The sequence below is a fragment of the Curtobacterium pomorum genome, assembly GCF_044497295.1.
Lineage (GTDB): Bacteria > Actinomycetota > Actinomycetes > Actinomycetales > Microbacteriaceae > Curtobacterium.
Genome location: NZ_CP172409.1, coordinates 3,679,763 through 3,701,794, shown reverse-complemented (window position 1 = coordinate 3,701,794; position 22,032 = coordinate 3,679,763). Strand labels below are relative to the sequence as shown.

18 protein-coding genes are annotated in these 22,032 nt (G+C 68.8%); 16 read left to right on the top strand and 2 right to left on the bottom strand.

Going from position 1 to position 22,032, the window contains the following annotated elements; translation table 11 throughout:
* Nucleotides 1-27: 27 nt before the first annotated feature.
* Nucleotides 28-3,909, top strand: a complete 3,882-nt coding sequence (rpoC, locus tag ACGH48_RS17745; protein ID WP_123311697.1) for a DNA-directed RNA polymerase subunit beta' — start codon at nucleotides 28-30, stop codon at nucleotides 3,907-3,909.
* Between the two features lie 98 nt (nucleotides 3,910-4,007).
* On the opposite strand, the gene ACGH48_RS17740 is transcribed toward rpoC, so the two are convergent.
* Complete coding sequence (locus tag ACGH48_RS17740; protein WP_396289563.1) at nucleotides 4,008-5,165, bottom strand: hypothetical protein; 1,158 nt, start codon at nucleotides 5,163-5,165, stop codon at nucleotides 4,008-4,010.
* A 177-nt stretch (nucleotides 5,166-5,342) separates the two neighbouring features.
* Nucleotides 5,343-5,738 (bottom strand): VOC family protein, encoded by a 396-nt coding sequence (locus ACGH48_RS17735; protein ID WP_111083488.1) that lies wholly within the window; start codon nucleotides 5,736-5,738, stop codon nucleotides 5,343-5,345.
* 85 nt (nucleotides 5,739-5,823) lie between these two features.
* Between ACGH48_RS17735 and ACGH48_RS17730 the strand changes: the two genes are divergently transcribed.
* From ACGH48_RS17730 to ACGH48_RS17660, 15 genes are all read left to right on the top strand, one after another.
* Nucleotides 5,824-6,852: a GNAT family N-acetyltransferase gene (locus ACGH48_RS17730; protein WP_396289561.1), complete on the top strand. Its 1,029-nt coding sequence runs from the start codon at nucleotides 5,824-5,826 to the stop codon at nucleotides 6,850-6,852.
* Between the two features lie 178 nt (nucleotides 6,853-7,030).
* Nucleotides 7,031-8,698, top strand: coding sequence for a GspE/PulE family protein (locus tag ACGH48_RS17725; protein WP_123311706.1), 1,668 nt, complete (start codon nucleotides 7,031-7,033; stop codon nucleotides 8,696-8,698).
* Between the two features lie 19 nt (nucleotides 8,699-8,717).
* Nucleotides 8,718-10,244 carry a type IV pilus twitching motility protein PilT gene (locus tag ACGH48_RS17720; RefSeq protein WP_396289558.1) on the top strand — a complete coding sequence of 509 codons (1,527 nt, stop codon included), beginning with the start codon at nucleotides 8,718-8,720 and terminating at the stop codon, nucleotides 10,242-10,244.
* Nucleotides 10,244-11,467, top strand: coding sequence for a type II secretion system F family protein (locus ACGH48_RS17715; RefSeq protein WP_396289556.1), 1,224 nt, complete (start codon nucleotides 10,244-10,246; stop codon nucleotides 11,465-11,467). The genes ACGH48_RS17720 and ACGH48_RS17715 overlap by 1 nt, the downstream gene beginning before the upstream one ends.
* 193 nt (nucleotides 11,468-11,660) lie before the next feature.
* Entirely contained in the window at nucleotides 11,661-12,089 is a 429-nt protein-coding gene (locus ACGH48_RS17710; RefSeq protein WP_308222005.1) for a prepilin-type N-terminal cleavage/methylation domain-containing protein, read from the top strand.
* Nucleotides 12,090-12,170: 81 nt separating this feature from the next.
* Nucleotides 12,171-13,553, top strand: a complete 1,383-nt coding sequence (locus ACGH48_RS17705) for a prepilin-type N-terminal cleavage/methylation domain-containing protein (protein WP_340197793.1) — start codon at nucleotides 12,171-12,173, stop codon at nucleotides 13,551-13,553.
* The gene (locus ACGH48_RS17700) at nucleotides 13,553-14,257 is read left to right on the top strand and encodes a hypothetical protein (RefSeq protein WP_123311716.1); all 705 of its coding nucleotides are present in this window, start codon (nucleotides 13,553-13,555) and stop codon (nucleotides 14,255-14,257) included. Before ACGH48_RS17705 ends, ACGH48_RS17700 begins: the two co-directional genes overlap by 1 nt.
* Before the next feature lie 11 nt (nucleotides 14,258-14,268).
* Nucleotides 14,269-16,071, top strand: coding sequence for a hypothetical protein (locus ACGH48_RS17695; RefSeq protein WP_396289552.1), 1,803 nt, complete (start codon nucleotides 14,269-14,271; stop codon nucleotides 16,069-16,071).
* Nucleotides 16,068-16,901: a prepilin peptidase gene (locus ACGH48_RS17690; protein WP_396289551.1), complete on the top strand. Its 834-nt coding sequence runs from the start codon at nucleotides 16,068-16,070 to the stop codon at nucleotides 16,899-16,901. The genes ACGH48_RS17695 and ACGH48_RS17690 overlap by 4 nt, the downstream gene beginning before the upstream one ends.
* A 13-nt stretch (nucleotides 16,902-16,914) precedes the next feature.
* A complete protein-coding gene (gene pilM, locus ACGH48_RS17685; protein ID WP_123311720.1) occupies nucleotides 16,915-17,967 on the top strand; it encodes a type IV pilus assembly protein PilM in 1,053 nt (350 codons plus the stop codon).
* Nucleotides 17,964-18,728 (top strand): hypothetical protein, encoded by a 765-nt coding sequence (locus tag ACGH48_RS17680; RefSeq protein WP_123311722.1) that lies wholly within the window; start codon nucleotides 17,964-17,966, stop codon nucleotides 18,726-18,728. Before pilM ends, ACGH48_RS17680 begins: the two co-directional genes overlap by 4 nt.
* Nucleotides 18,725-19,456: a hypothetical protein gene (locus ACGH48_RS17675; protein ID WP_148061730.1), complete on the top strand. Its 732-nt coding sequence runs from the start codon at nucleotides 18,725-18,727 to the stop codon at nucleotides 19,454-19,456. Before ACGH48_RS17680 ends, ACGH48_RS17675 begins: the two co-directional genes overlap by 4 nt.
* A gap of 209 nt (nucleotides 19,457-19,665) precedes the next feature.
* On the top strand, nucleotides 19,666-20,199 hold the full coding sequence (locus ACGH48_RS17670; protein WP_340197789.1) for a hypothetical protein: 534 nt from the start codon (nucleotides 19,666-19,668) through the stop codon (nucleotides 20,197-20,199).
* Nucleotides 20,200-20,226: 27 nt separating this feature from the next.
* Entirely contained in the window at nucleotides 20,227-20,712 is a 486-nt protein-coding gene (locus ACGH48_RS17665; RefSeq protein WP_396289550.1) for a DUF6121 family protein, read from the top strand.
* 36 nt (nucleotides 20,713-20,748) lie between these two features.
* Nucleotides 20,749-21,906, top strand: a complete 1,158-nt coding sequence (locus ACGH48_RS17660) for a hypothetical protein (RefSeq protein ID WP_396289548.1) — start codon at nucleotides 20,749-20,751, stop codon at nucleotides 21,904-21,906.
* Nucleotides 21,907-22,032: the final 126 nt, after the last annotated feature.

Here is a 22,032-nt window from a genome sequence, read left to right as displayed (position 1 = left end):
GCCTGAATCAAGCAAGAGAGAAGAACATTGCTCGAAGCAACTTCCTTTGACGCCATTCGGATCGGCCTCGCGACCGCCGAGGACATCCGTCAGTGGTCGTACGGCGAGGTCAAGAAGCCGGAGACCATCAACTACCGCACCCTGAAGCCCGAGAAGGACGGTCTGTTCGGCGAGCAGATCTTCGGTCCTTCCCGCGACTGGGAGTGCGCCTGCGGCAAGTACAAGCGTGTCCGGTTCAAGGGCATCGTCTGCGAGCGCTGCGGCGTCGAGGTCACCAAGTCCTCGGTCCGTCGTGAGCGCATGGGCCACATCGAGCTCGCTGCCCCCGTCACGCACATCTGGTACTTCAAGGGCGTCCCGTCGCGCCTCGGGTACCTCCTCGACATGGCGCCGAAGGACCTCGAGAAGGTCATCTACTTCGCGGCGTACATGATCATCGACATCGATGAAGAGGGCCGTCACGCGGACATGCCGGGTCTCGAGAACGAGATGCGTCTCGAGATCAAGACCCTCGAGGGCCAGCGCGACTCGATCATCGCCGACCGCCTCAAGAAGCTCGAGGACGACCTCGCAGCCCTTGAGGAAGAGGGTGCGAAGGCCGACGTCAAGCGCCGCACCAAGGACACCGCCGAGAAGGAGATGTCCCAGGTCCGCAAGTCGTTCGACGAGGACATCACCCGTCTCGAGCGTGTGTGGGAGGACTTCCGCAACCTCAAGGTGGGCGACCTCAAGCCCGAGGACGCCGTCTTCCACGAGCTCCAGGACCGGTTCGGGATCTACTTCGACGCCTACATGGGCGCCGAGGCGATCAAGCTCCGGCTCGAGGCGTTCGACCTGGCCGCCGAAGCCGAGGCGCTGCGCCTGCAGATCGCCGAGGGCAAGGGCCAGAAGAAGATCCGCGCGATCAAGCGTCTGCGCGTCGTCAGCTCCTTCCTCGCCACCGGCAACTCGCCGGCAGCGATGGTGCTCGGCGTCGTGCCGGTCATCCCGCCGGAGCTGCGCCCGATGGTGCAGCTCGACGGTGGCCGTTTCGCCACGTCGGACCTCAACGACCTCTACCGTCGTGTGATCAACCGCAACAACCGTCTCCGCCGCCTGCTCGACCTCGGTGCCCCCGAGATCATCGTGAACAACGAGAAGCGCATGCTGCAGGAAGCGGTCGACGCGCTGTTCGACAACGGTCGTCGTGGACGTCCGGTCACGGGTACCGGCAACCGCGCCCTGAAGTCCCTGAGTGACATGCTCAAGGGCAAGCAGGGTCGTTTCCGCCAGAACCTGCTCGGCAAGCGCGTCGACTACTCGGGCCGTTCGGTCATCATCGTCGGCCCGCAGCTGAAGCTGCACCAGTGCGGTCTGCCCAAGCAGATGGCGCTCGAGCTCTTCAAGCCGTTCGTGATCAAGCGCCTGATCGACCTGTCGCACGCGCAGAACATCAAGTCGGCCAAGCGCATGGTCGAGCGTTCGCGTCCGCAGGTGTGGGACGTGCTCGAGGAGATCATCCGCGAGCGCCCCGTGCTGCTGAACCGTGCACCGACGCTGCACCGTCTGGGTATCCAGGCGTTCGAGCCGCAGCTCGTCGAGGGCAAGGCCATCCAGCTCCACCCGCTCGTGTGTGCCGCGTTCAACGCGGACTTCGACGGTGACCAGATGGCCGTGCACCTGCCGCTGTCGGTCGAGGCCCAGGCCGAGGCCCGCATCCTGATGCTCGCCTCGAACAACATCCTGAAGCCGTCCGACGGCCGTCCGGTGACCCTGCCCGCACAGGACATGATCATCGGTCTGCACCACCTGACGACCGTCCGCGAGGGCGCCGTCGGCGAGGGCCGTGCGTTCTCCTCGGTCGCCGAGGCGATCCTGGCCAACGACCAGCACACGCTGCACCTCAACGCGATGGCGAAGATCCGCATGTCGGGTGTCCACTTCGCCGAGGGTGAAGCACCCGAGGGCTACGAGCAGGGCGACACCGTGCTGCTCGAGACGACCCTGGGCCGTGCGCTCTTCAACGAGACCCTCCCGGCGAACTACCCGTTCGTCCAGAAGGTCACCGACAAGGGTGTGCTCTCCGCGATCGTCAACGACCTCGCCGAGCGCTACTCCAAGACCGAGACGGCCGCTGCGCTGGACCGGATCAAGGACGCCGGCTTCTACTGGGGCACCCGCTCCGGTGTGACCGTCGCCCTGTCGGACGTCGTGACGCCTCCTCGCAAGAAGGAGATCATCGCGGGCTACGAGGTCCAGGCCGCCAAGGTGCAGGGCGAGTTCGACAAGGGTCTGATCACCGACTCCGAGCGTCGCGCCGACCTGATCAAGATCTGGACCGAGGCCACCAACGAGATCGCTCAGGAGATGCGGGACAACTTCCCCGTCGACAACACGATCAACCGCATGGTGTCGTCGGGTGCTCGTGGTAACTGGCTGCAGGTCCGCAACATCGCGGGTATGCGTGGTCTGGTGAACAACCCGAAGGGCGAGATCATCGCCCGCCCGATCATCAACTCGTACCGCGAGGGCCTGACCGTGGCGGAGTACTTCATCGCCACGCACGGTGCTCGTAAGGGTCTTGCCGACACCGCGCTCCGTACCGCGGACTCCGGGTACCTCACCCGTCGTCTCGTGGACGTCTCGCAGGACGTCATCATCCGCGAGGACGACTGCGGCACGACCCGTGGCCTCGAGCTGCCGATCGCGACCGTGGACGCCGACGGCAAGCTGGTCCGCGACCCGCGCGTCGAGAACACCGTCTACTCGCGCACCCTGGCCACCGAGGCCGTGGACGCGAAGGGCACGGTCGTCGCCGAGGCCGGCGAGGACGTCGGTGACGTCCTCATCGACAAGCTGCTCGCTGCCGGTGTCGAGAGCATCAAGGTGCGCTCGGTCCTGACCTGCGAGTCGGCCGTCGGTGTCTGCGCGAAGTGCTACGGCCGTTCGCTCGCCACGGGCAACCTGGTCGACATCGGTGAGGCGGTCGGCATCATCGCCGCCCAGTCCATCGGTGAGCCCGGTACCCAGCTGACGATGCGTACGTTCCACACGGGTGGTTCGGCCTCGGCCGACGACATCACCCAGGGTCTGCCGCGTGTCACGGAGCTCTTCGAGGCCCGTACCCCGAAGGGCGCGTCCCCGATCGCCGAGGCCCCCGGCCGCGTCGTCGTCGAGGACACGGACAAGGGTCGTCGGATCATCCTCACGCCGGACAACGGCGACGAGCCGTTCATCTACCCGGTGCTCAAGCGTGCGACGCTCCTCATCGAGGACAACCAGCACGTCGAGCTCGGCGAGCAGTTCATCGCCGGCACCGTCGACCCGAAGGAAGTCCTCCGGGTCAAGGGTGTCCGAGAGGTCCAGAAGCACCTGGTCAACGGTGTGCAGGACGTCTACGGCTCGCAGGGTGTGCCGATCCACGACAAGCACATCGAGGTCATCGTCCGTCAGATGCTCCGCAAGGTCACCGTCGTCGACCACGGCGACACCGACCTGCTGCCGGGTGAGCTCGTCGACCGGTCGCGCTACAACGCGCTGAACCGTGCGGCGCTGCAGGAGGGTCGCAAGACCGCCTCGGCTCGCCAGGAGGTCATGGGCATCACGAAGGCGTCCCTCGCGACCGAGTCGTGGCTGTCCGCCGCTTCCTTCCAGGAGACCACCCGCGTGCTCACGCAGGCGGCCATGGAGGGCAAGCAGGACCACCTCGTCGGCCTCAAGGAGAACGTCATCATCGGTAAGCTCATCCCCGCCGGGACGGGCCTCAGCCGGTACCGCGACGTGGACGTGAACGCGACCGAAGAGGCGAAGGCGGAGCGGTACCCCAACCGCATCTTCGCTGACGACTCGTCGTTCTCGGACGCCGACCTGAGCTTCGTCGACTTCGACAGCTTCTCGTCGGATGACTTCACGCCGGGTACGTACAACTGAACCCAGTGACGTCGAAGGGCCCCGCATCCTCCTGGATGCGGGGCCCTTCCGCGTACGGACGACCTGCGGTGCGTCGGCGATCAGCGGTGCGTCGGCGATCAGCGGTACGTGACCGTCGCTGAACCGAGCGGCCCGTCGTCGCCCGTGGCGTGCACCGTGACGGTCCCGCCAGCCAAGGTGCGCGGGTCGAGTGTGACCGTCCACGCGCCGCTCCCCGGCACGCGGGGCTCGACCTCGTTGCCGTCGGCATCCCGCGCGGGGGCATCGTCGGCGTCGGTGAAGGACAACCGGGCGTTCGGCTCCGCCGTCCCGGACAGCACGAGCTTGCCCGGGGTGAAGCGCTGGACCGAGGCGGTCACGGGGAACGGGATCATCGCTCCGGTCGTCGCGGAACCGATGAGCACACCGCCTTCGTGGACCTCCGCGGTGATGCCCATGAACCGCGTGCCGGGGGCGGGGTACGCGAGGTCGGCACTCCATGTCCCGTCGGAGTTCACGATCCAGTCCGTCCCGTCGACGAGCGACCAGGGAGCCCCGGATTCGTCGACGAACCGCATGTCGGTTGCCGACGGACCCCGGCCCTCGACGTGGACGGTCCGTGCGACCGGGTCGACCCGGACGTCGTCCACGATCGGGTCTCCAGCCTGGTCGGCGGTGTTGTTCATCCGGAGCTGTTCGGCGCCGTCGAAGCGTTCGACCGTGGTGAGCGTGTGCCGGCCGAACCCGATGCCGGTGATGCGGTGGGCAACGGCGCCGTCGCGATCGACCTTCGTCGACCCGGACGGGACGCCGTCCACGCTGAACTCGAGCCGCGCGCCGGGCTCGAAGCCGGAAGCAGCGATGACCTTCAGCGAACGGTTCCAGCCCTCGCGCACGATCACCATCCCGGCCCAGGTCACCGGCTTCGTGGTCGCGTGGAGGGTGCGGGCCGGTGACCCGAGGGAGTCCGAGACCGTGAAGGTGTGGTCGCCGAAGTCTTCGACGTGCGTCGCTGCGCGCCAGGAGCCATCGGTCCGCACACGTGCGTCGACGGGGGCGCCGTCCGAAGGGCGCACGGTGACGAGGTCCCCTGGATCGCCGGTCCCGGTGACCGTCACCGTCCCGGCGTTGTGGGCGATCGACGCCACCCGCGCGGTGAAGGCAACGGCTGCACGGGCTGGCGTGGCCGCGCCGACGACGGCGAGCATGACGACGAGCGCTCCCGAGAAGGCGAGCCAGCGAGCGCGGGGAGTATCTGAAATGTGGAACAGTTGCATGCCGCACATGCTGCACCAGCTGGATGCGCCCTGTCCAGACCCCGGAACGAACTGTTCACACGCGTGCTGCATGGCAGAACGCTCCGGACAGGGGCACGGCGGTGGTCGTGACGACGAGGCGGACGGGAGGCCCGGTGCCAGGCCGCCACGGGCCTCGCGGCCGGCACGCGGTGTCGCCTAGAGCGCGCGGTCCGCGCCGTTGTCGCGCCCGGATCCGCGACCGGTCTCGTCGACCAGTGAGAACAAGCTGAGGACGTTGCCGTCGGGGTCGCGGACGTCGAACCAGTTCACGGCGCCGTCGACGCACTCGACGGGGCCGATGTCGATGCCGAGGGCACCGATGCGGGCGTGCTGTGCGCCGACGTCGTCGACGCCGAACCGGACGCTCACGGGGTTCTCCTCAGCGGAGTCGTCCTCGTAGAGCTGGATCCAGATCCCGCCGACCTCGTACTCGGCGACACCGTCCTCCGGTTCGAGGTCCGGTTCGGTGCGCTCGAAGACGGCGCCGTACCAGAGGCAGGACGCCTCGATGTCGGTGACGGGCAGCCCGACGGTCACACTCGTGATGTCCATGTCTCATGATGGTCCCGGTCGGGCCTGCTCGTCGAGGGTCTTCCGGCGGTCTCTCGCTGCGCGGCCGAACTGGCAGGGTGGAGGGATGGCGACCCTGCGCGAACGGATCACGGCCCCGGCACACCTCTCGTTCCCCACTGCGGTCGGCGGGCTGACGTTCCGTGCCGGAGCGCTCGACGACGTCGGGGCGATGCACGCCGTCGCGGTCGCGTCGGCCGAGGTCGACGACCCGCACGCTCGGCCCTCCACAGCCGACCTCGAACGCTCGTTGTCCACCGAGGGGTTGGACGTCGCCCGGGACACCGTGGTGGGCGTCGATGCTGGAGGGCATGTGCAGGCCTACGGCATCGTCATCGACGTCCCCTCCCGGGTCACCGCCGCGCGCGCGGTGCTCGACGGGGCGGTCCACCCCGACCTGCGCGGGCAGGGGATCGGACGACGGGTGCTCGCGTGGCAGGTCGGCCGTGCCCGGCAGCGCCTGGCGACGCTCGACGTCGACCTGCCGGCCACGCTCGACGTCGGTGGGCGGCAGGGGTCCTCGGCGCTCCGGCTGGCGGCACACCTCGGCTTCGCGCCGGTGCGCACCTGGCTCGACATGCAGGTCGTGTTCGACGACCGGGGGCGGGACGCCGAGGCGGTCCCCGCGCTGCCGGACGGACTCGTCCTGCGGCCCGTCACGGTGGAGGACATCGAACCGCTCCGGACGGCCAAGAACGACGCCTTCCGCGACCACTGGGGTTCCCAGCCGATGGTCGCTTCGGACTGGCGGGGGTTCCTCACCTCGGACAAGAGCCGGCTGGACCTGTCGCGGGTCGTCGTGGGCGCTGACCGCACCGTCCTGGCGTTCACGATCGTCGAGGTCGAGCCCGACGGGTTCGCCGCGCGGGGCCGCTCGTACGGGTACGTGCACTGGGTCGGCGTCGTCCGTGCCGCACGGGGGACGGGGCTCGCGCCGATCGTCCTCGACGCGACCCTGCAGGCGATCCGCGCCGACGGCCTGTCTGCGGCGGTGCTGCACGTCGACGCCGAGAACCCGAGCGGAGCCGGTCGCATCTACGAACGACTCGGCTTCGTGGCCGGGGAGGTCCACGTCACCGCGTCGACGTCGCTCTGACCGTCGTGGCGGAGCTCCTGGACCCCAGTTCTGGGTGCATCCAGACCCCCTCCGCCCCCTCCTTCTGGGACTGCGGCCGACGACTGTCGCAGAAGTAGCGTGGTCGAGCGCCACATCCCTGGTGGTGCGCAACCCGACCACGTCTCGCCGCGCGCGAGTCCAAGGAGGCACAGGACTCATGGCGACCCTGTCCGAGATCCTCATCCTGAACGGCGCCCTGCCGATCGAGCACCTCGACTCGATGACGGGCGACGAGGACCTGGACGAGCGAGCCATCCGCGGCCTGGTCGACCAGGGCGTCGTCAGCGAGGCGCAGTTCATCACCGCCCGCGCGGCGTCGAACAACTCCCGCACCGTTCCGTTGACCGACTACCCGGTCGACGGCACCGCGGTCTCGATCCTGCCTGCGGCGCTCTGCCGCCGGCACGGCGTCCTCGGCGTCGGCTTCGAGGGCGAGCTGCTCATCCTCGCGATGGTCAACCCGACCAACGTGCTGGCGATCGACGACGCACGCGCAGCGTCCGGCCGACCGATCAAGCCGCTCCAGGTCGACGAGCGCGACCTGCTCACGGCGCTCGACCGCTACCTGCGTGCCGATGACGAACTCAACGACCTGACCTCGTCGCTCGAGGAAGAAGCCGCCGTCAGCTCGTCGGCCCAGGTCGACCTGGCCGACGGCGCCCTCGACGACGTCCCGATCGTCCGCTTCGTCAACCTGCTCGTGTCGCAGGCCATCCAGGACCACGCCTCGGACATCCACATCGAGCCCGGCGAGCACGAGGTCCGGATCCGCTACCGCATCGACGGCGTGCTGCACGAGATGGCCCCGGCACCGAAGAACATCCAGAACGGCGTCATCAGCCGTCTGAAGATCATGAGCGACATCGACATCGCCGAGCGTCGCAAGCCACAGGACGGCCGCATGTCGGTCCGTCACGGCGGCCGCCAGATCGACCTCCGTGTGGCGACGCTGCCCACGGTGTGGGGCGAGAAGGTCGTCATGCGGATCCTCGACAACACGAACACGTCGTTGACCCTCAAGGACCTCAACCTCCTCGAGCAGAACTTCCAGGCGTACCAGCGGTCGTACTCGAAGCCGTACGGCATGATCCTGGTCACGGGGCCCACCGGTTCCGGCAAGTCCACGACGCTCTACACGACGCTGAACGCCGTCGCCAAGCCGGAGATCAACGTCATCACGGTCGAGGACCCGGTCGAGTACCGGATGGCCGGCATCAACCAGGTCCAGGTCAACCCGAAGGCCGGACTGACGTTCGCGTCCGCACTGCGCTCGATCCTGCGGTCCGACCCCGACGTCGTCCTGCTCGGCGAGATCCGTGACCACGAGACCGCCCAGATCGCCATCGAGGCGTCCCTCACCGGTCACCTCGTGCTGTCCACGCTGCACACGAACGACGCTCCATCGGCGGTGACCCGTCTCACCGAGATGGACATCGAGCCCTTCCTGGTCGGTTCCGCCCTCGACTCCGTCGTCGCCCAGCGTCTGGCGCGACGGCTGTGCGACCGGTGCAAGGCGCCCGCCGTGTACGAGGCCGAACAGCTCCGGACCCTCGGGTTCCTGCGCCCCGGCGACGAGGTCCCGGCGTTCTTCGCCCCCATCGGCTGCGCGGTCTGCTCGAACACCGGGTACCGCGGCCGCATCGCCCTGCACGAGGTCATGACCGTCACCGAGGAGATCGAGCGCCTCGCCGTCTCGCGTGCCTCGAGCGCCGAGATCAGCCGTGTCGCCCAGGCGCAGGGGATGCTCACGCTCCGCCAGGACGGCTTCGAGAAGGTCAAGCTCGGCCTCACGAGCGTCGACGAGATCCTGCGCGTGGTCGCGTAGGCACGAGAGAGCGCAGCAGATGACCGACTCCGTGTACGACATCACGATCCCCGGCGACGAGCCCGTCGCCGGCTGGCACCCGGGCAACCCCGGCACCGAGGTGGGCTCCCGGCGCGCAGCACGCCTGGCCGCTGCCGCGGCGGCGGCGCCGCCGGAGCAGGTCTACGACCTCGGCGACGACACCGCCGCGTGGCCGGCGCCGTCGGGATCGCCCGTCGCCGTGCCCGTCGCCCAGCCGCTCGCCACCCCGGCGACGCCGCCCGCCGCGGTGCCGTCGTCGACCGCGACGTACGGCTACGCCGAGACCCCGACGCAGCAGCTGCCCGTCGCTCCGGCCGCGCCCGCACCGACGGCCACGCTCGGCGGCGACATCGACTTCGCCCGCCACGCCCGCGAGGTCGCCGACCCCGACCTCATCACCGCGCTCGCCCAGGTCGTGTACCAGGGCGCGTCCGACCTGCACGTCACCGCGGACGCCCCGCCCACCGTCCGCGTCGACGGCTCGCTCCGTCCCGCGGTGCCCGGCGGCTCGTGGTCGCGCGGCAAGGTCATCGCGGCCCTCAAGACGCTGCTGTCGGTCGAGCAGGCCGGCCAGTTCGACCAGGAGCAGGAACTCGACTTCGCGTACTCGCTGTCGCCGGAGTACCGCTTCCGCGTGAACTTCTACCAGCAGCGCGGCAACTGGGGCGCGGCCTTCCGCATCATCCCCACGAAGATCAAGACGCTCAAGCAGCTCGGCATCCCCGAGCACGTCGGCGACTTCGCCGGCCTGCCCCGCGGACTCGTCCTGGTCACCGGCCCCACCGGCTCCGGTAAGTCCACGACCCTCGCCGCCCTGATCGACCTGGTGAACGAAAGCCGTGCCGACCACATCGTGACGGTCGAGGACCCGATCGAGTTCATGCACGAGCACAAGCGGGCGATCATCAACCAGCGCGAGGTCGGCGCCGACACGCACTCCTTCGCCGCCGCCCTCAAGCACGTGCTCCGCCAGGACCCCGACGTCATCCTGATCGGCGAGCTCCGCGACCTCGAGACCATCTCCGTCGCGCTCACCGCCGCCGAGACCGGTCACCTGGTGTTCGCCACCCTGCACACCCAGAGCGCCCCCGGCACCATCGACCGTGTCATCGACGTCTTCCCGCCGCACCAGCAGGGCCAGATCCGCGCGCAGCTCGCGGCGACCCTGCAGGGCGTCGTCTGCCAGACGCTGGTGCCGAAGGCGAACGGCGTCGGTCGCGTCGTCGCCACCGAGATCATGACGATCACCCCCGCCATCGGCAACCTGATCCGCGAGGGCAAGACCTACCAGATCACCTCGGCCATGCAGGCCGGGCGCGACCTGGGCATGCACACCATGGACCAGGACCTCGCCGAACTGGTCAACGTCGGCACGATCTCACGCAAGGCCGCGATGGAGAAGGTGCACGACGAAGAGGGCTTCGACCGGCTGGTGCAGCGCGTCGAGTCCCCGTCCGACTCCTCGGCAGCCGCGATCGCCGCCAGCGGGATCGACTTCGGCGACAAGTTCTCCGGAGGCCACTGATGTCACTCGCATTCGACTACCGCGGGCGCGACGGTGCCGGCAAGCTCGTCAAGGGGCGCCTCGACGCCTCGTCCGAGGGCGCTGTCGTCCAGCGCCTGCGCGGCATGGGCGTCTCGCCGATCGCGATCACCGAGTCCAAGGCCGGCACGGGGCTGCAGACCGAGATCAAGATCCCCGGGTTCGAGAAGGGTGTCGGCCTCAAGGACCTGGCGATCATGTCGCGGCAGGCCTCGACGATGCTCACCTCGGGCCTCTCCCTGCTCCGGGCGCTGTCGATCCTGGCCGACCAGACCGAGAACAAGAAGCTCAAGGACATCCTCGGCAAGGTCCGCGACGACGTCGAGCGGGGCGTCTCGTTCTCCGACGCCGTGGCGAAGTACCCGGTGGACTTCCCGCCGATCATGATCAACATGATCCGCGCGGGCGAGACCGGGGGGTTCCTCGACCAGGCCATGGACTCCATCGCCACGAACTTCGAGAAGGAGCACAAGCTCCGCTCGACCATCAAGTCGGCGATGACCTACCCGGTCGTGGTGCTCGTGATGTCGCTGGTGGCAGTCGTCATCATGCTCATCTTCATCGTGCCCATCTTCCAGAAGATGTTCTCGTCCTTGGGTGGGCAGCTCCCGCTGCCGACGATGGTGCTCGTGTACGCGTCGAACGCGATGGTCTACGTCGGACCCGTCCTGCTCGTCGCCGCCATCGCGTTCTGGGTGTGGTGGCGGGCGAACAAGAACACGGAACGGGTCCGCGCGTTCGTGGACCCGTTGAAACTCCGACTCCCGGTGTTCGGGCAGCTCAACCGCAAGATCGTGATCGCGCGGTTCTCCCGCAACCTCTCGGACATGATCGGGGCCGGTGTCCCGATTCTGCAGGGATTGCAGATCGCCGGAGAAGTGTCGAACAACTATATGGTCGAGAAAGCACTTCGGCGTGTTTCCGAAGCCGTGCGGAAAGGTGAGTCCATCGCCGCGCCGCTGGCAAAAGAATCGATCTTCCCAGCAATGGTCTCGCAAATGGTCGCGGTCGGTGAAGACGCCGGATCGCTGGAGATCATGCTCGAGAAGATCGCTGCGTTCTACGACAGCGAGGTCGAGTCCACCACCGAGGCGCTCACATCTCTGATCGAGCCACTGCTGATCGCATTCCTCGGCGTGGTGGTGGGTGGCATGATCGTCGCGCTCTACCTGCCGATCTTCCAGATCACCTCGCTCGTCAAGTAATCACAGCACGTCGGCGTCCCTCGTCCGGGGGCACGTGCCCATGAAATGCCCCCGTTACTGGGGGCATTTCAGTACCTCGAGACCCCCCGTTCTCGGGATTACGCCCGGAAACGCGCCTGAATACTCTTGTGTCCGGCGGCGGAGCAGTCCCCGGCACAATCCCCATCGCATTCCCAGAAGAATGGAAACCACCATGTACTTCGCTCTCATGGGCAAGCTCGACGCTCGCCGCAAGGGCCTGCTGGCCGAGGAGGAGAAGGGCTTCACGCTCATCGAGCTCCTGGTCGTCGTCATCATCATCGGCATCCTCGCCGCGATCGCCATCCCGGTGTACCTGAACGTCCAGAACAACGCGAAGGACGCCTCGGCGAAGTCGGACCTGCAGAACGCGAAGACGGCGGTCATCGCTGCGTACACGCAGAACAACACGTTCCCGACGAAGCTCGCCGGCCTCGCGGGCTACTCGGCCAGCGGGACGTACGACACCGGCAAGGGTGTCGCCCCCGAGATCAAGAAGTCCGACGCGACCGCCGGGTCCTTCTGCATCCAGGTCACGAGCAACTCGACGAAGAACTTCTACGTCGACCAGGATGGCGGCGCGAAGGACGGCACCTGCCCCTGACCCCTTCGGGTTCCCAGACGGACTCCGGCTCGTGACGAGTCGGAGTCCGTCTTCCACGAACGCGGCGCATCGGAGGTGACCATGCTGCGACTGACCGAGCTCCTTCGCGATGCCCGCGAACGAGACGACGGCTTCTCGATCATCGAGGTGCTCGTCGCGATGACCGTGTTCGCCATGATCGCAGCCGGTGTCGCCATGGGGATCGCAAGCTCCCTCTACCTCGCGCACGGCTCACGGTCGCGCGAAGTCGCGATCGGTCTTGCCCAGGACGCCATCGACAAGGCGCGGACGAGCAGCAACCTGTTCGGTGTCACGGACGCGACCGACTCACTGACCCGCAACGGGGTCGATTACTCCGTCAAGCAGACGGCCCGCTGGGTCCCGACCTCCGGCACTGCGAACGCGTGTGGGTCCGGCGGTGGACCGCTGGCGTACAAGCGGGTGTCGATGACCATCAGCTGGACGGCCGGTGGGCGTGGTGCGACCCAGTCGATCTCGATGAACAGCATGGTCGCGCCGACCACCTCGGTGACGGCCGCGAACCTCGGCACCATCGTCGTCTCGGTGTCCAAGGTCGACGGCTCGGGCAACCAGGGAGTCGGCGTCACGATCGCGCCGAACGCCAGCAACCCGAACGGCGCCGCAGCGATCACCTCGACGATCGGACAGACGGACGTGACGGGGTGCACGTACGCGCTGAACGTCAAGCCCGGGCGGTACGACGTCACGCTCACGAAGCCGGGGAACATCGACGACGGTACGTCGTCCGGCTCGCTCGGCGCGCAGACCGCCAGGCCGTCGACGACCGTCACCGTGCAGACGAACCAGACCTCCGCGGCCAACTTCAACTACGACACCGCGCTCACGGTGGTGCCGCAGTGGTCGGATCCGGACCAGAGCACCACCGCCTTCACCCCGCCGACCAGCAGTCCGGTGTCGCTCCGTCGGAAGACCGCCGACTACGGTCCGTACGCGGCCGGGACGACGGCGCAGGTGTTCCCCTACGCGGACGGCTACAAAGCGGTGCCGGGGACCCCTGCGACCTGTCTCAGCGTCGACCCGGAGAACTGGACGACGGCGAAGGGCACTGCGGTGGCACCGCGCGCGCTCGCGCAGCCCCAGGCCGGCACGAACGCGGTCAAGGCGCCGGTCCAGATCGTCACGGTGAAGCTCGCGTCGAAGACGGACAACGCCCTGACGGCCACGACCGTCGCCCCGGCCGCGAACTCGGGAGATCCCGGATGTGCGACGCCGGTCACCTACACGTTCACCGGCCTGTCGAACCAGACCGCGACGATCGCCCTGCCGTACGGCACCTACTCCTTCCAGTCCGGCACCGTGCTGAAGATCATCGGGGGCATCGTCTCGCTGACCCTCAGCAGCGGTACTCCCTCGGCGACCCCCGCGGCGGGTGTCTCGACGTCGTCCGGCAAGGTCCTGCTCGACCCCCGGCGGGCACCGTGATGCGCGCGCTCGCCCGGCTGCGTCGTGAAGACCAGGGCCTCTCGCTCGCGGAGCTCATCGTCGCGATGAGCGTGACCGTCCTGCTCCTCGCGATGGCAGGCGCCTTCTTCGCCTCCGTGACCCGCGCGTCCACGACGACGACCGGAGTGGACAGCAACACCCGAGTGGCATCGACCGCGATGCGCGAGATGCAACGGATGTTCCGGGTCGCGTCGAACAACCCGGTGGCGAGCGGCGTCGACACGCAGTACGCGTTCCAGTACGCCTCGGCGACCTCGGTGCGCTTCTTCGCCTACATCAACCTGAACTCCGCGGTCGATGTCCAGCCCGTCGAGGTGCAGTTCACCCTCAACGCCTCGAAGGGCACGATCACGGAGACGAAGTGGAACGGCACGGCGACCGACGCGTCGAAGAGCTACTTCGAGTTCCCTCGCGCGACGACGGCGACGCTCGGCAACACCCCGACCTCGACGCTGACGCTCGCGTCGTCGGTCGTGCCGACGGCACTGTTCACGTACCGGGATGCCGGTGGGAACGCGCTGATGCCCGGCGCGACGGGTCTGAGCGCCGCCGACCTGCAGTCGGTCCGTTCTGTCACGGTCGCACTGACCGTGGGTGAACGGGAGGCGGCGAAGCCGTCTGCCGCCAACAACGTCTCGCTCACGAGCACCGTCGGCATGCCCAACCTGCAGTTCGGAGGCTGACCGTGCGCCGCATGCTCGACGCGATCCGCTCGCGGGACGACGACCGGGGTGTCGCCCTCACCGCCGTGCTCGGGATCGGGGTGATCGTGATGATCCTCGCCGCGACGATGGTCGGCCTCTCGACGTCCGGCGCGACCAAGTCGGCTTCCGATCGTGACTACGCCAACGCGATGGCGGCGGCGTACGCCGGGCTCGCCGACTACCAGTCGCGGGTCAACGCCGACAACACCTACGCGACGAAGTACGGCGACACCGCCCAGCCGTTCAGCAGTGGGAACACGTTCCCGAACCGCACCGGGGACAACGCTGCGTTCACCACCTGGGTTGCGGTGCCGGACTCGACGGGTGCCAGCGGCTCGACGTTCTACCGGTACGCGGTCGACAACAGCATCTACGGGCAGCAGGGCATCGTCCGGGTCCAGGTGACCGGCAAGGCAGGCAACACCACCAGGACCCTGGTCGCGAACGTCAAGCCCGACGGGTTCTCGAACTACCTGTACTGGACCGATTACGAGTCCGGCGATCCGGACATCACCGGCGAGGACTGCTCGAACGTCTACCAGAACGCGACGTTCTCGAACTCGCCCGGTGGCGGCAAGAGTGCCTGTTCGCGCATCCAGTTCCAGGACGGTGACACCCTGAACGGGCCGATCCGGTCGAACGACGTGATGCTCATCTGCGGCGGGACGTTCAAGAACACCGTGCAGTCCGCAGTCGGCACCACCGACTACGGGTGCTCGCCGAAGCGGACGCCGTCGTACCAGTACTACAGCGGCTACCAGCCGGAGACGGTCGGGTCCTACACGCCCCCATCGACGATCAGTGCCGGTCGCGACCGCATGTACTCCGACGACGCAGCGATCACCTCGACCACCCCTGGGGCCGGCTGCCTGTACACGGGCCCGACCCAGATCACCTTCCTCGGCAACGGGAAGATGACGGTCCGCTCGCCGCTCACGCTCGCGACGAACCTGCAGAAGTCGAGTCCCTACGGTTCGACCCCGCCGAAGTGCGGGGCGATCGCCGACCTGCAGGGGGCGGGGGCCACACTGAGCACGAGTCTGCTCGCCAACAACCTGGTCTACGTGCAGGACGAGCCGGCCTCCGCGGGCAGCGGCAGCACCACGAACCCGAACTACTACTGGTCGAAGTACACGACCCGCAACGCACCGTCCGCGTGCATGAAGAGCCCGTCGGTGACCGACAACGGACTGGGCTTCCCCTACACGGGGCAGATCTCCGGGTACTCCGGCACGTACTCGGAGTCGAACCCACGGAACGCACAGGGCACGCCGGTCCCGTTCAGCACCGCATACGGCTGCAGCAACGGTGACCTCTTCGTGTCCGGCAAGGTCGATGCGTCGATCACGCTGTCCGCCGAGAACTACGTCTACATCACGGGAGACCTGCAGTACGTGACGGGGCGGGCCGCCTCGACCGTGCTCGGCATCGTCGGTCAGGAGGCCGTGATGGTCTGGAACCCGATGTACTTCAGCGGCGCCAGTGCGTACGCGTTCCTCGCGGACAACCGGACGGTCGCCGGAGCGCTCCTGTCGAACCAGGGCACGTTCACGGTGCAGAACTACGCCTACGGCGGGGACCGGGGAACCCTGACGGTGAACGGCTCGATCGCCCAGCGCTACCGCGGAGCCGTGGGCAAGGGATCGAACGGGTACCTCAAGGCGTACGGCTACGACACGAGTCTCGCGAGCTACACCCCGCCGTTCTTCCCGCAGCCCGTGGTCACCACGTACAAGGTGACCTCCCAGATCGAGGTCAAGCCGGCCTACGACGCAGGCGGGAGCCCACGGTGACCGCCGCGGTGATGGTCGTCGGGTTCGCAGCGGCAACGGGGCTCGCGATCGGGTCGTTCCTCAACGTCGTGGTCCACCGGGTCCCGGCCGGTCTGTCCGTGGTCGCACCGGCGAGCGCGTGCCCGCGGTGCGGTCACGAGATCCGGGCACGGGACAACGTCCCGGTGCTCTCATGGGCTGTGCTGCGCGGGCGGTGCCGCGATTGCGCCGCGCCGATCTCGGTCCGCTACCCCCTCGTCGAACTCGCGACGGCGGCCCTGTTCGCCCTCGTCGTGCTGCGCTTCGGGCCTGCGCTGCTCGCTGCCACCGATGCCCGTGCTGCGGCGGTCGCGACGACCGTCCTCGTCGCGATGCTGTACCTGATGGCGGTTTCGGTCGCGCTCGCGTTGATCGACCTGGACGTCCACCGCCTGCCGAACGGGATCGTGCTGCCCGCCTACCCGGTGCTCGCCGCGCTGCTGACGGCCGCGAGCGCGTTGAGCGGTGACTGGGGTGCGCTCCTGCGCGCGGGCGTCGGTCTGGCTGTCCTCGGTGGCGGCTACCTGGCATTGGCGCTCGTCGTCCCGGGCGGGATGGGGCTCGGCGACGTGAAGCTCGCCGGAGTGCTCGGCCTCGTGCTCGCGTACCTCGGATGGGGACCCCTCGCAGTGGGAGCTTTCGGAGCCTTCCTGCTCGGCGGTAGCTTCGCCATCGGCCTCATGGTGGCCGGACGTGCGAAGCGCGGCTCCGGTATCCCGTTCGGCCCCTGGATGCTCGGCGGTGCCTGGCTCGGTGTGTTCATCGGTCAGTCTGTCCTCGACGGGTACCTGCGGATCATCGGACTGGCCTGAGGAAGGACCACACATGGCGAAGAACGTCGTCGGGATCGACATCGGCGGTGAGACGATCCGCGCTGTCGAGGTGACTAACCCGAACAAGCCGGACCCCGTGATCCAGCGCGTGGCAGAGGTCCCCCTGCCCGTCGGCGCGACCAAGCGCGGCGAGGTGCTCGAACCGAACACGATCGCGGCCAGTCTCCGGGAGCTCTGGCGCGTCGGACGGTTCCGGTCGAAGGACGTCGTCCTCGGCATGGGGAACCAACGGGTGCTCTCCCGCGACCTCACGGTCCCGAAGGCACCGCTCGCGCAGATCCGGGAGTCGCTGCCCTTCCAGGTCCAGGACATGCTCCCGGTGCCCGTGGGCGACGCGATCCTCGACTTCTACCCGGTGTCCGAGTCCGACGGTGCAGACGGCCCGGTCGTGCACGGGCTCCTGATCGCGGCCATCAAGGACGCGGTGCTCGCGAACGTCCGCGCGGTGCAGCTCGCTGGCCTGAACCCGATCGGTGTCGACCTGATCCCGTTCGCCCTCACCCGCGTCTACCTCCCCGCATCGCGGTTCCCCGGGACCCACGCACTCGCCGAGATCGGAGCGAACACCACGACGGTGGTCGTGGCGACCGACGGCGTCCCACAGTTCGTGCGCATCATCCCGAGTGGCGGCGACGACCTGACCGGGACCCTCGCGACGGCCCTCGACATCGCGGTCGACCAGGCCGAGGCCGTCAAGCGGTGGATCGGGCTCGGCGCCCGAGCGCAGACCCCCGACGACATCCGCGCCGCCGCCACCGTCCGCGATCTCAGCAACGAGTTGCTGACGAGTCTGCGCAACACCGTGAACTACTTCGTCAGCACGAGGCCCGGGTCCGGTGTGCAGAGCCTCGTCCTCGCCGGCGGTGGCGCCCAGCTGCCGGGCTTCGCCGAGGCGCTGCAGGCTGCGACGGGCATCGACGTCAGCGTCGGAGACCCGTTCGCCGACGCGCCCACGAGCCGATCGATCCGGCGAGAGGACGTCGCCGGCCGCGGTCTCGCCGTGGCGGTCGCCTGGGGCCTCGCGACCGGGAGCTGCGCAGCATGACCAAGATCCTCGAGCCCTCCAAGCGCGCGCGACGCGGCACCGGGGCCGCCCACGAGGTCCGGATCGCGGCGGACACCGCCCAACGGACGAAGCGTCAAGGGCGCGGCGCCGGCCAGTCAATCGTCGTGGGTGGCGTACCTCGAGTCGATCTGCTGCCGACCGAGGTCCTGATCGATCGTCGCCAGCGCGCGATCGTCCGACGGGCCTGGCTCGGTGTCGTGGTCGTCGCAGTGGCGGTCGGAGCCGGAGTCGTCCTGGCCTCCGCGTCGGCGATGCAGGCCGACGCCCAGCTCGTCGCCGCGCGTGAGCAGACCGACTCACTCCTGGTCGAGCAGCAGCAGTACCGCGAGGTGCGCAGCACGGAGACGCAGTCCGAGCTCCTGCGCGCCGCCCAGCAGGTCGGTGGCTCGACCGAGATCGACTGGCAGACCACGCTCCAACGCGTGCAGGACTCGCTCCCGGCCGGTGTGACGATCACGGGCGTCCAGATCGACTCGGCGACCCCGCTCGAGGCCTACGCGCAGGCGACAAGTCCGTTGCAGGGCCAACGCGTCGCGACCCTCACGATCGATGCCGCGAGCCCGACGCTGCCGTCGGTGCCGGCCTGGCTCGACTCCGTGAAGGGGCTGCGCGGGTTCGTCGACGCGAACGCCAACTCGGTGACGCTCGACACGTCGACGAACGTCTACACGGTGGACATGACGATCCACCTCGACGAGAAGGTCTACGACGGCAAGTACGCAGCGAAGGACGGATCATGAGCCGCAACCGATTGATGCTCCTGCTCGCGGTCGTCGCCGCGGTCGTGGTTGCTGCAGGCGGGTTCTTCCTCGGCGTGCAGCCGCAGCTCGACCGAGCTGCGACGGCGAAGAGCGACACCGAGAGCATCAGCGCCGGCAACGCGACCACGCGTGCCGAGATAGCCCGCCTCCGCGAACAGGCGAAGAGCCTGCCGCAGATGCGGACCCGGCTCGCGACGCTCCGGGCGTCGGTGCCGGACTCCGCGGGCGCCTCGTCGTTCATCAGCCAGCTGAACGGGACCGCGGACGCGACCGGGGTCCAGGTCGCGACGATCACCGTGGGGGACGCGACGGCGTACAACCCGCCAGCGGCGACCCCCGAAGGCACGACGGGCGGAGAGCCGGCATCGTCCGACAGCGCCGCGACGGCGACGTCCTCGGCGACACCGACGGCGGCGGCGACCACACCCGCTGCACCGGAGACGGCAACCGACAGCAGCATCACGGCGCAGAACTTCTCCGTCATCCCAGTGTCCGTGACCGTGAACGGGGAGTTCCCCGAGGCACTCGCCTTCGTCAAGGGAGTGCAGTCGAACGCGCGGCTCTTCCTGATCGACTCGATCTCGTCGTCGTCGCCGAGCACGGCGGCCGCCGACTCGGACGCGCAGGCAGAAGAGCCGTCATGGACGTTCAGCGGCTCGATCTACGTCTTCTCGGACGCCAGCTCGACCGCAGCTGCCAAGGGCTGATCCGACCCCCGCGGACTGGGGTGTGACGCGCCACGCCGACCCCTCTTCCGCGACACCCGTCGGCCTGCGTACGATGCTCACGAGGCCGTGATCGCGGCTGCTCATCGTCTCTCGAACGGTCGGCTCGAATCGGCCGTTCCTCGTCGTGCCCGGAGTCGCGCGTGTTGGTCGGAATCGTTGAATTCCTCGGTTGGTTCGGTGCAGTAACCGTGCTGGCAGGTTACATACTCTTCTCCACGGGGAAGCTCCCGAACGGGCCGGTCTACCAGCTCTTCAACCTCGTCGGGGGCCTGGCCGTCGCGGTCAACGTGGCCGCACACCACGCTGTGCCGTCGACCATCGTCAACGGCATCTGGGCGATCGTGGCCGTGGTCGTCCTGGTGAAGATGGGGCGCGCCCGTCGCGCGGCGAAGCGCGGCGAGCCGGCAGCCTCCGAGGCGACCGTCCTGCACGCTGAGCCGGCGTCCACCACCGGCGTCCTGCCGATCATCGGCCCGGCCCTACGCGACCACGAGCCGGAGGAACCCTCCGAGGCGGACGCAGCCCCGGGCCTCCAGGCCGCACCGGCCGCCAGCACGACGCGGGCAGCGCCGACCACCAGCACGACGCAGGCCGCTCCGATGACCGAGACCGTCCCGATCATCACCGCGACGATCGCACTCGCCCTCGTCGCCGCAGCACAGCACCAGGTGGACCACGCCGACCACGCCGACCACGCGGAGCGGACCGAAGCCACCCGCTGACCGCCCCGGCGGCGATACGATCACCTCATGTCCCGGTGGTTGATCGCGACGATGACGTCCGTCCTCTTCATCGCGCTCGTCGTCGCCGTCGCGGGGTTCGAAGCGCTCCTCGCCGACGTCGAGGCGATCGCGCAGCCGGACGCGACCCCGTACCTCGGCCCGGCCATGGTGATCGGCGCGGCAGTGGTGGTGTTCCTCGCGACCGCTGTCGGTGCGCGTGAGGGCAACCCCGGGGTCACCGGACTCGTGGCGGCCGCGACCGCCTACCTGGTGATGCTCGGCGTCGGCGCGGTCGGGTACGCCGTGATCCGCCGCGACCTGACCGAACTCCTCGTCTTCCCGGCTGGCTACGCGCTCGGCCCGTTCGTCGTCGGGTCCGTCGTGGTGGCGCTCCTGTCGGTGATCGGCGGGATCTCCATGGCCCGGCACCAGGCCCGGACGACGGGTCGGACGCCTGACGCAGACCGGCGGCAGGAGTCGACGGTCGCGGGCGACGACATCGCCGGGCGGTAGTCTGCCCGGGCACGACGCACACGCAACGGGGGAACCATGAGCGACCAGCACACACCGGATCCGGACCAGCAGAGCGGCTGGGGAGCCGTGCCGCCGGTGGCGTCGATCCGTGGGACGCACGAGGGGCCGGCAGGCGCCGGGTTCACCACGCCCGCTCCGCGCGTTCCGCGCCGGAAGCTCCGCCGCGGCCAGCTGGTCGGGATCATCGCCGGCAGCACGGCGGTCGTGCTGTTGCTCGTCGCCGGTGTCGTCGGGTTCTCGGTCGGTTCGGCCACCCACTCGCCCGACCGCCCCGTTCGGGCGTTCCTCGACGACCTGACCGCGGGGAAGGTCGCCGACGCCCTGGACGCCGCCGGCATCGACCGCACGAAGTCGGACGTGCTCCTCACCGACGCCGCGTACGCGAAGGCCACGGCCAAGGTCACCGGCTACCGGGTGGCTGCGACGCGGACGGACGGCGACACCGCCACCGTTCGCGCCTACCTCCGCCAGAGCGGACGAGAGGTCGCGGCGACCTTCACGCTCGACAAGACCGGTACCGACTGGGGTGTGTTCCCGGTGTGGGAGCTGCAGGCGCCCGAGCTCGGCAGCGTCGACGTCAGCGTCCGGGGCCCGTCCGGCGCCTCGGTGCAGGTCGCGGGGACGTCGACGAAGACCTCGAAGGACGGCGCCGTCAGTCTCCGCGCGCTCCCCGGGACCTACGCGGTCACGTACGACGGCGGCAAGTGGACGAAGGCCACGGGCGGCAGCGCCGACGTGGGCGGGTTCGGGGTCGGCGCCTCGACACCCGTGCAGATGACCGCGGCGCTCACGAACGCGGGGGAGCAGGCGGCGAAGCGGGCCGTGGACGCATGGGTCGACGGCTGCATCGCCTCGAACGACGCTGCACCGGCCGGGTGCAGCTTCTACGCCTACGGCGAGAACCCCGCGTACACGTACACGAACGAGAAGTGGACGCTCGAGTCGCGCCCCACGGTCGCCGTCGGCAGCTGGACCTCGAACGGGTGGCTGGTCTCCACCACCACCTTCGGTCGGGCGACCTTCACGGCGGACATCGCCGGCGCGGGCGGCACCGGGACGGCTTCGGCCGGGCCGCTCAACGTCAACGCGAGCGGGTACATCACGGGGTTCTCGAGCTCCGGTGCGACGTTCCGCTCGGCGGTCGGCAACGGGTCCTCGGACACCGGCTCATGACGGTGTCCGGCGTGGTGCCGGCCCGGATTGATTTCGTTCCGTTACGCGGGTAGTCTCTTCTGGGTGTGCGCCCTCGGGCGCGCCCGAAAAGTCCGGCGAGCGAGCTCGCCCAGCCGGACCACTCCG

What these genes read in the sequence shown, in the direction of transcription:
- ACGH48_RS17720 (WP_396289558.1), top strand. Translation starts at nt 8,718, where the DNA reads ATGACCGACTCCGTGTACGACATCACGATCCCCGGCGACGAGCCCGTC.
- ACGH48_RS17730 (WP_396289561.1), top strand. Translation starts at nt 5,824, where the DNA reads ATGGCGACCCTGCGCGAACGGATCACGGCCCCGGCACACCTCTCGTTC.
- ACGH48_RS17705 (WP_340197793.1), top strand. Translation starts at nt 12,171, where the DNA reads ATGCTGCGACTGACCGAGCTCCTTCGCGATGCCCGCGAACGAGACGAC.
- ACGH48_RS17700 (WP_123311716.1), top strand. Translation starts at nt 13,553, where the DNA reads ATGCGCGCGCTCGCCCGGCTGCGTCGTGAAGACCAGGGCCTCTCGCTC.
- ACGH48_RS17735 (WP_111083488.1), bottom strand. Translation starts at nt 5,738, where the DNA reads ATGGACATCACGAGTGTGACCGTCGGGCTGCCCGTCACCGACATCGAG.
- ACGH48_RS17680 (WP_123311722.1), top strand. Translation starts at nt 17,964, where the DNA reads ATGACCAAGATCCTCGAGCCCTCCAAGCGCGCGCGACGCGGCACCGGG.
- ACGH48_RS17715 (WP_396289556.1), top strand. Translation starts at nt 10,244, where the DNA reads ATGTCACTCGCATTCGACTACCGCGGGCGCGACGGTGCCGGCAAGCTC.
- pilM (WP_123311720.1), top strand. Translation starts at nt 16,915, where the DNA reads ATGGCGAAGAACGTCGTCGGGATCGACATCGGCGGTGAGACGATCCGC.
- ACGH48_RS17660 (WP_396289548.1), top strand. Translation starts at nt 20,749, where the DNA reads ATGAGCGACCAGCACACACCGGATCCGGACCAGCAGAGCGGCTGGGGA.
- ACGH48_RS17740 (WP_396289563.1), bottom strand. Translation starts at nt 5,165, where the DNA reads ATGCAACTGTTCCACATTTCAGATACTCCCCGCGCTCGCTGGCTCGCC.
- ACGH48_RS17675 (WP_148061730.1), top strand. Translation starts at nt 18,725, where the DNA reads ATGAGCCGCAACCGATTGATGCTCCTGCTCGCGGTCGTCGCCGCGGTC.
- ACGH48_RS17725 (WP_123311706.1), top strand. Translation starts at nt 7,031, where the DNA reads ATGGCGACCCTGTCCGAGATCCTCATCCTGAACGGCGCCCTGCCGATC.
- ACGH48_RS17710 (WP_308222005.1), top strand. Translation starts at nt 11,661, where the DNA reads ATGTACTTCGCTCTCATGGGCAAGCTCGACGCTCGCCGCAAGGGCCTG.
- ACGH48_RS17665 (WP_396289550.1), top strand. Translation starts at nt 20,227, where the DNA reads ATGTCCCGGTGGTTGATCGCGACGATGACGTCCGTCCTCTTCATCGCG.
- ACGH48_RS17695 (WP_396289552.1), top strand. Translation starts at nt 14,269, where the DNA reads ATGCTCGACGCGATCCGCTCGCGGGACGACGACCGGGGTGTCGCCCTC.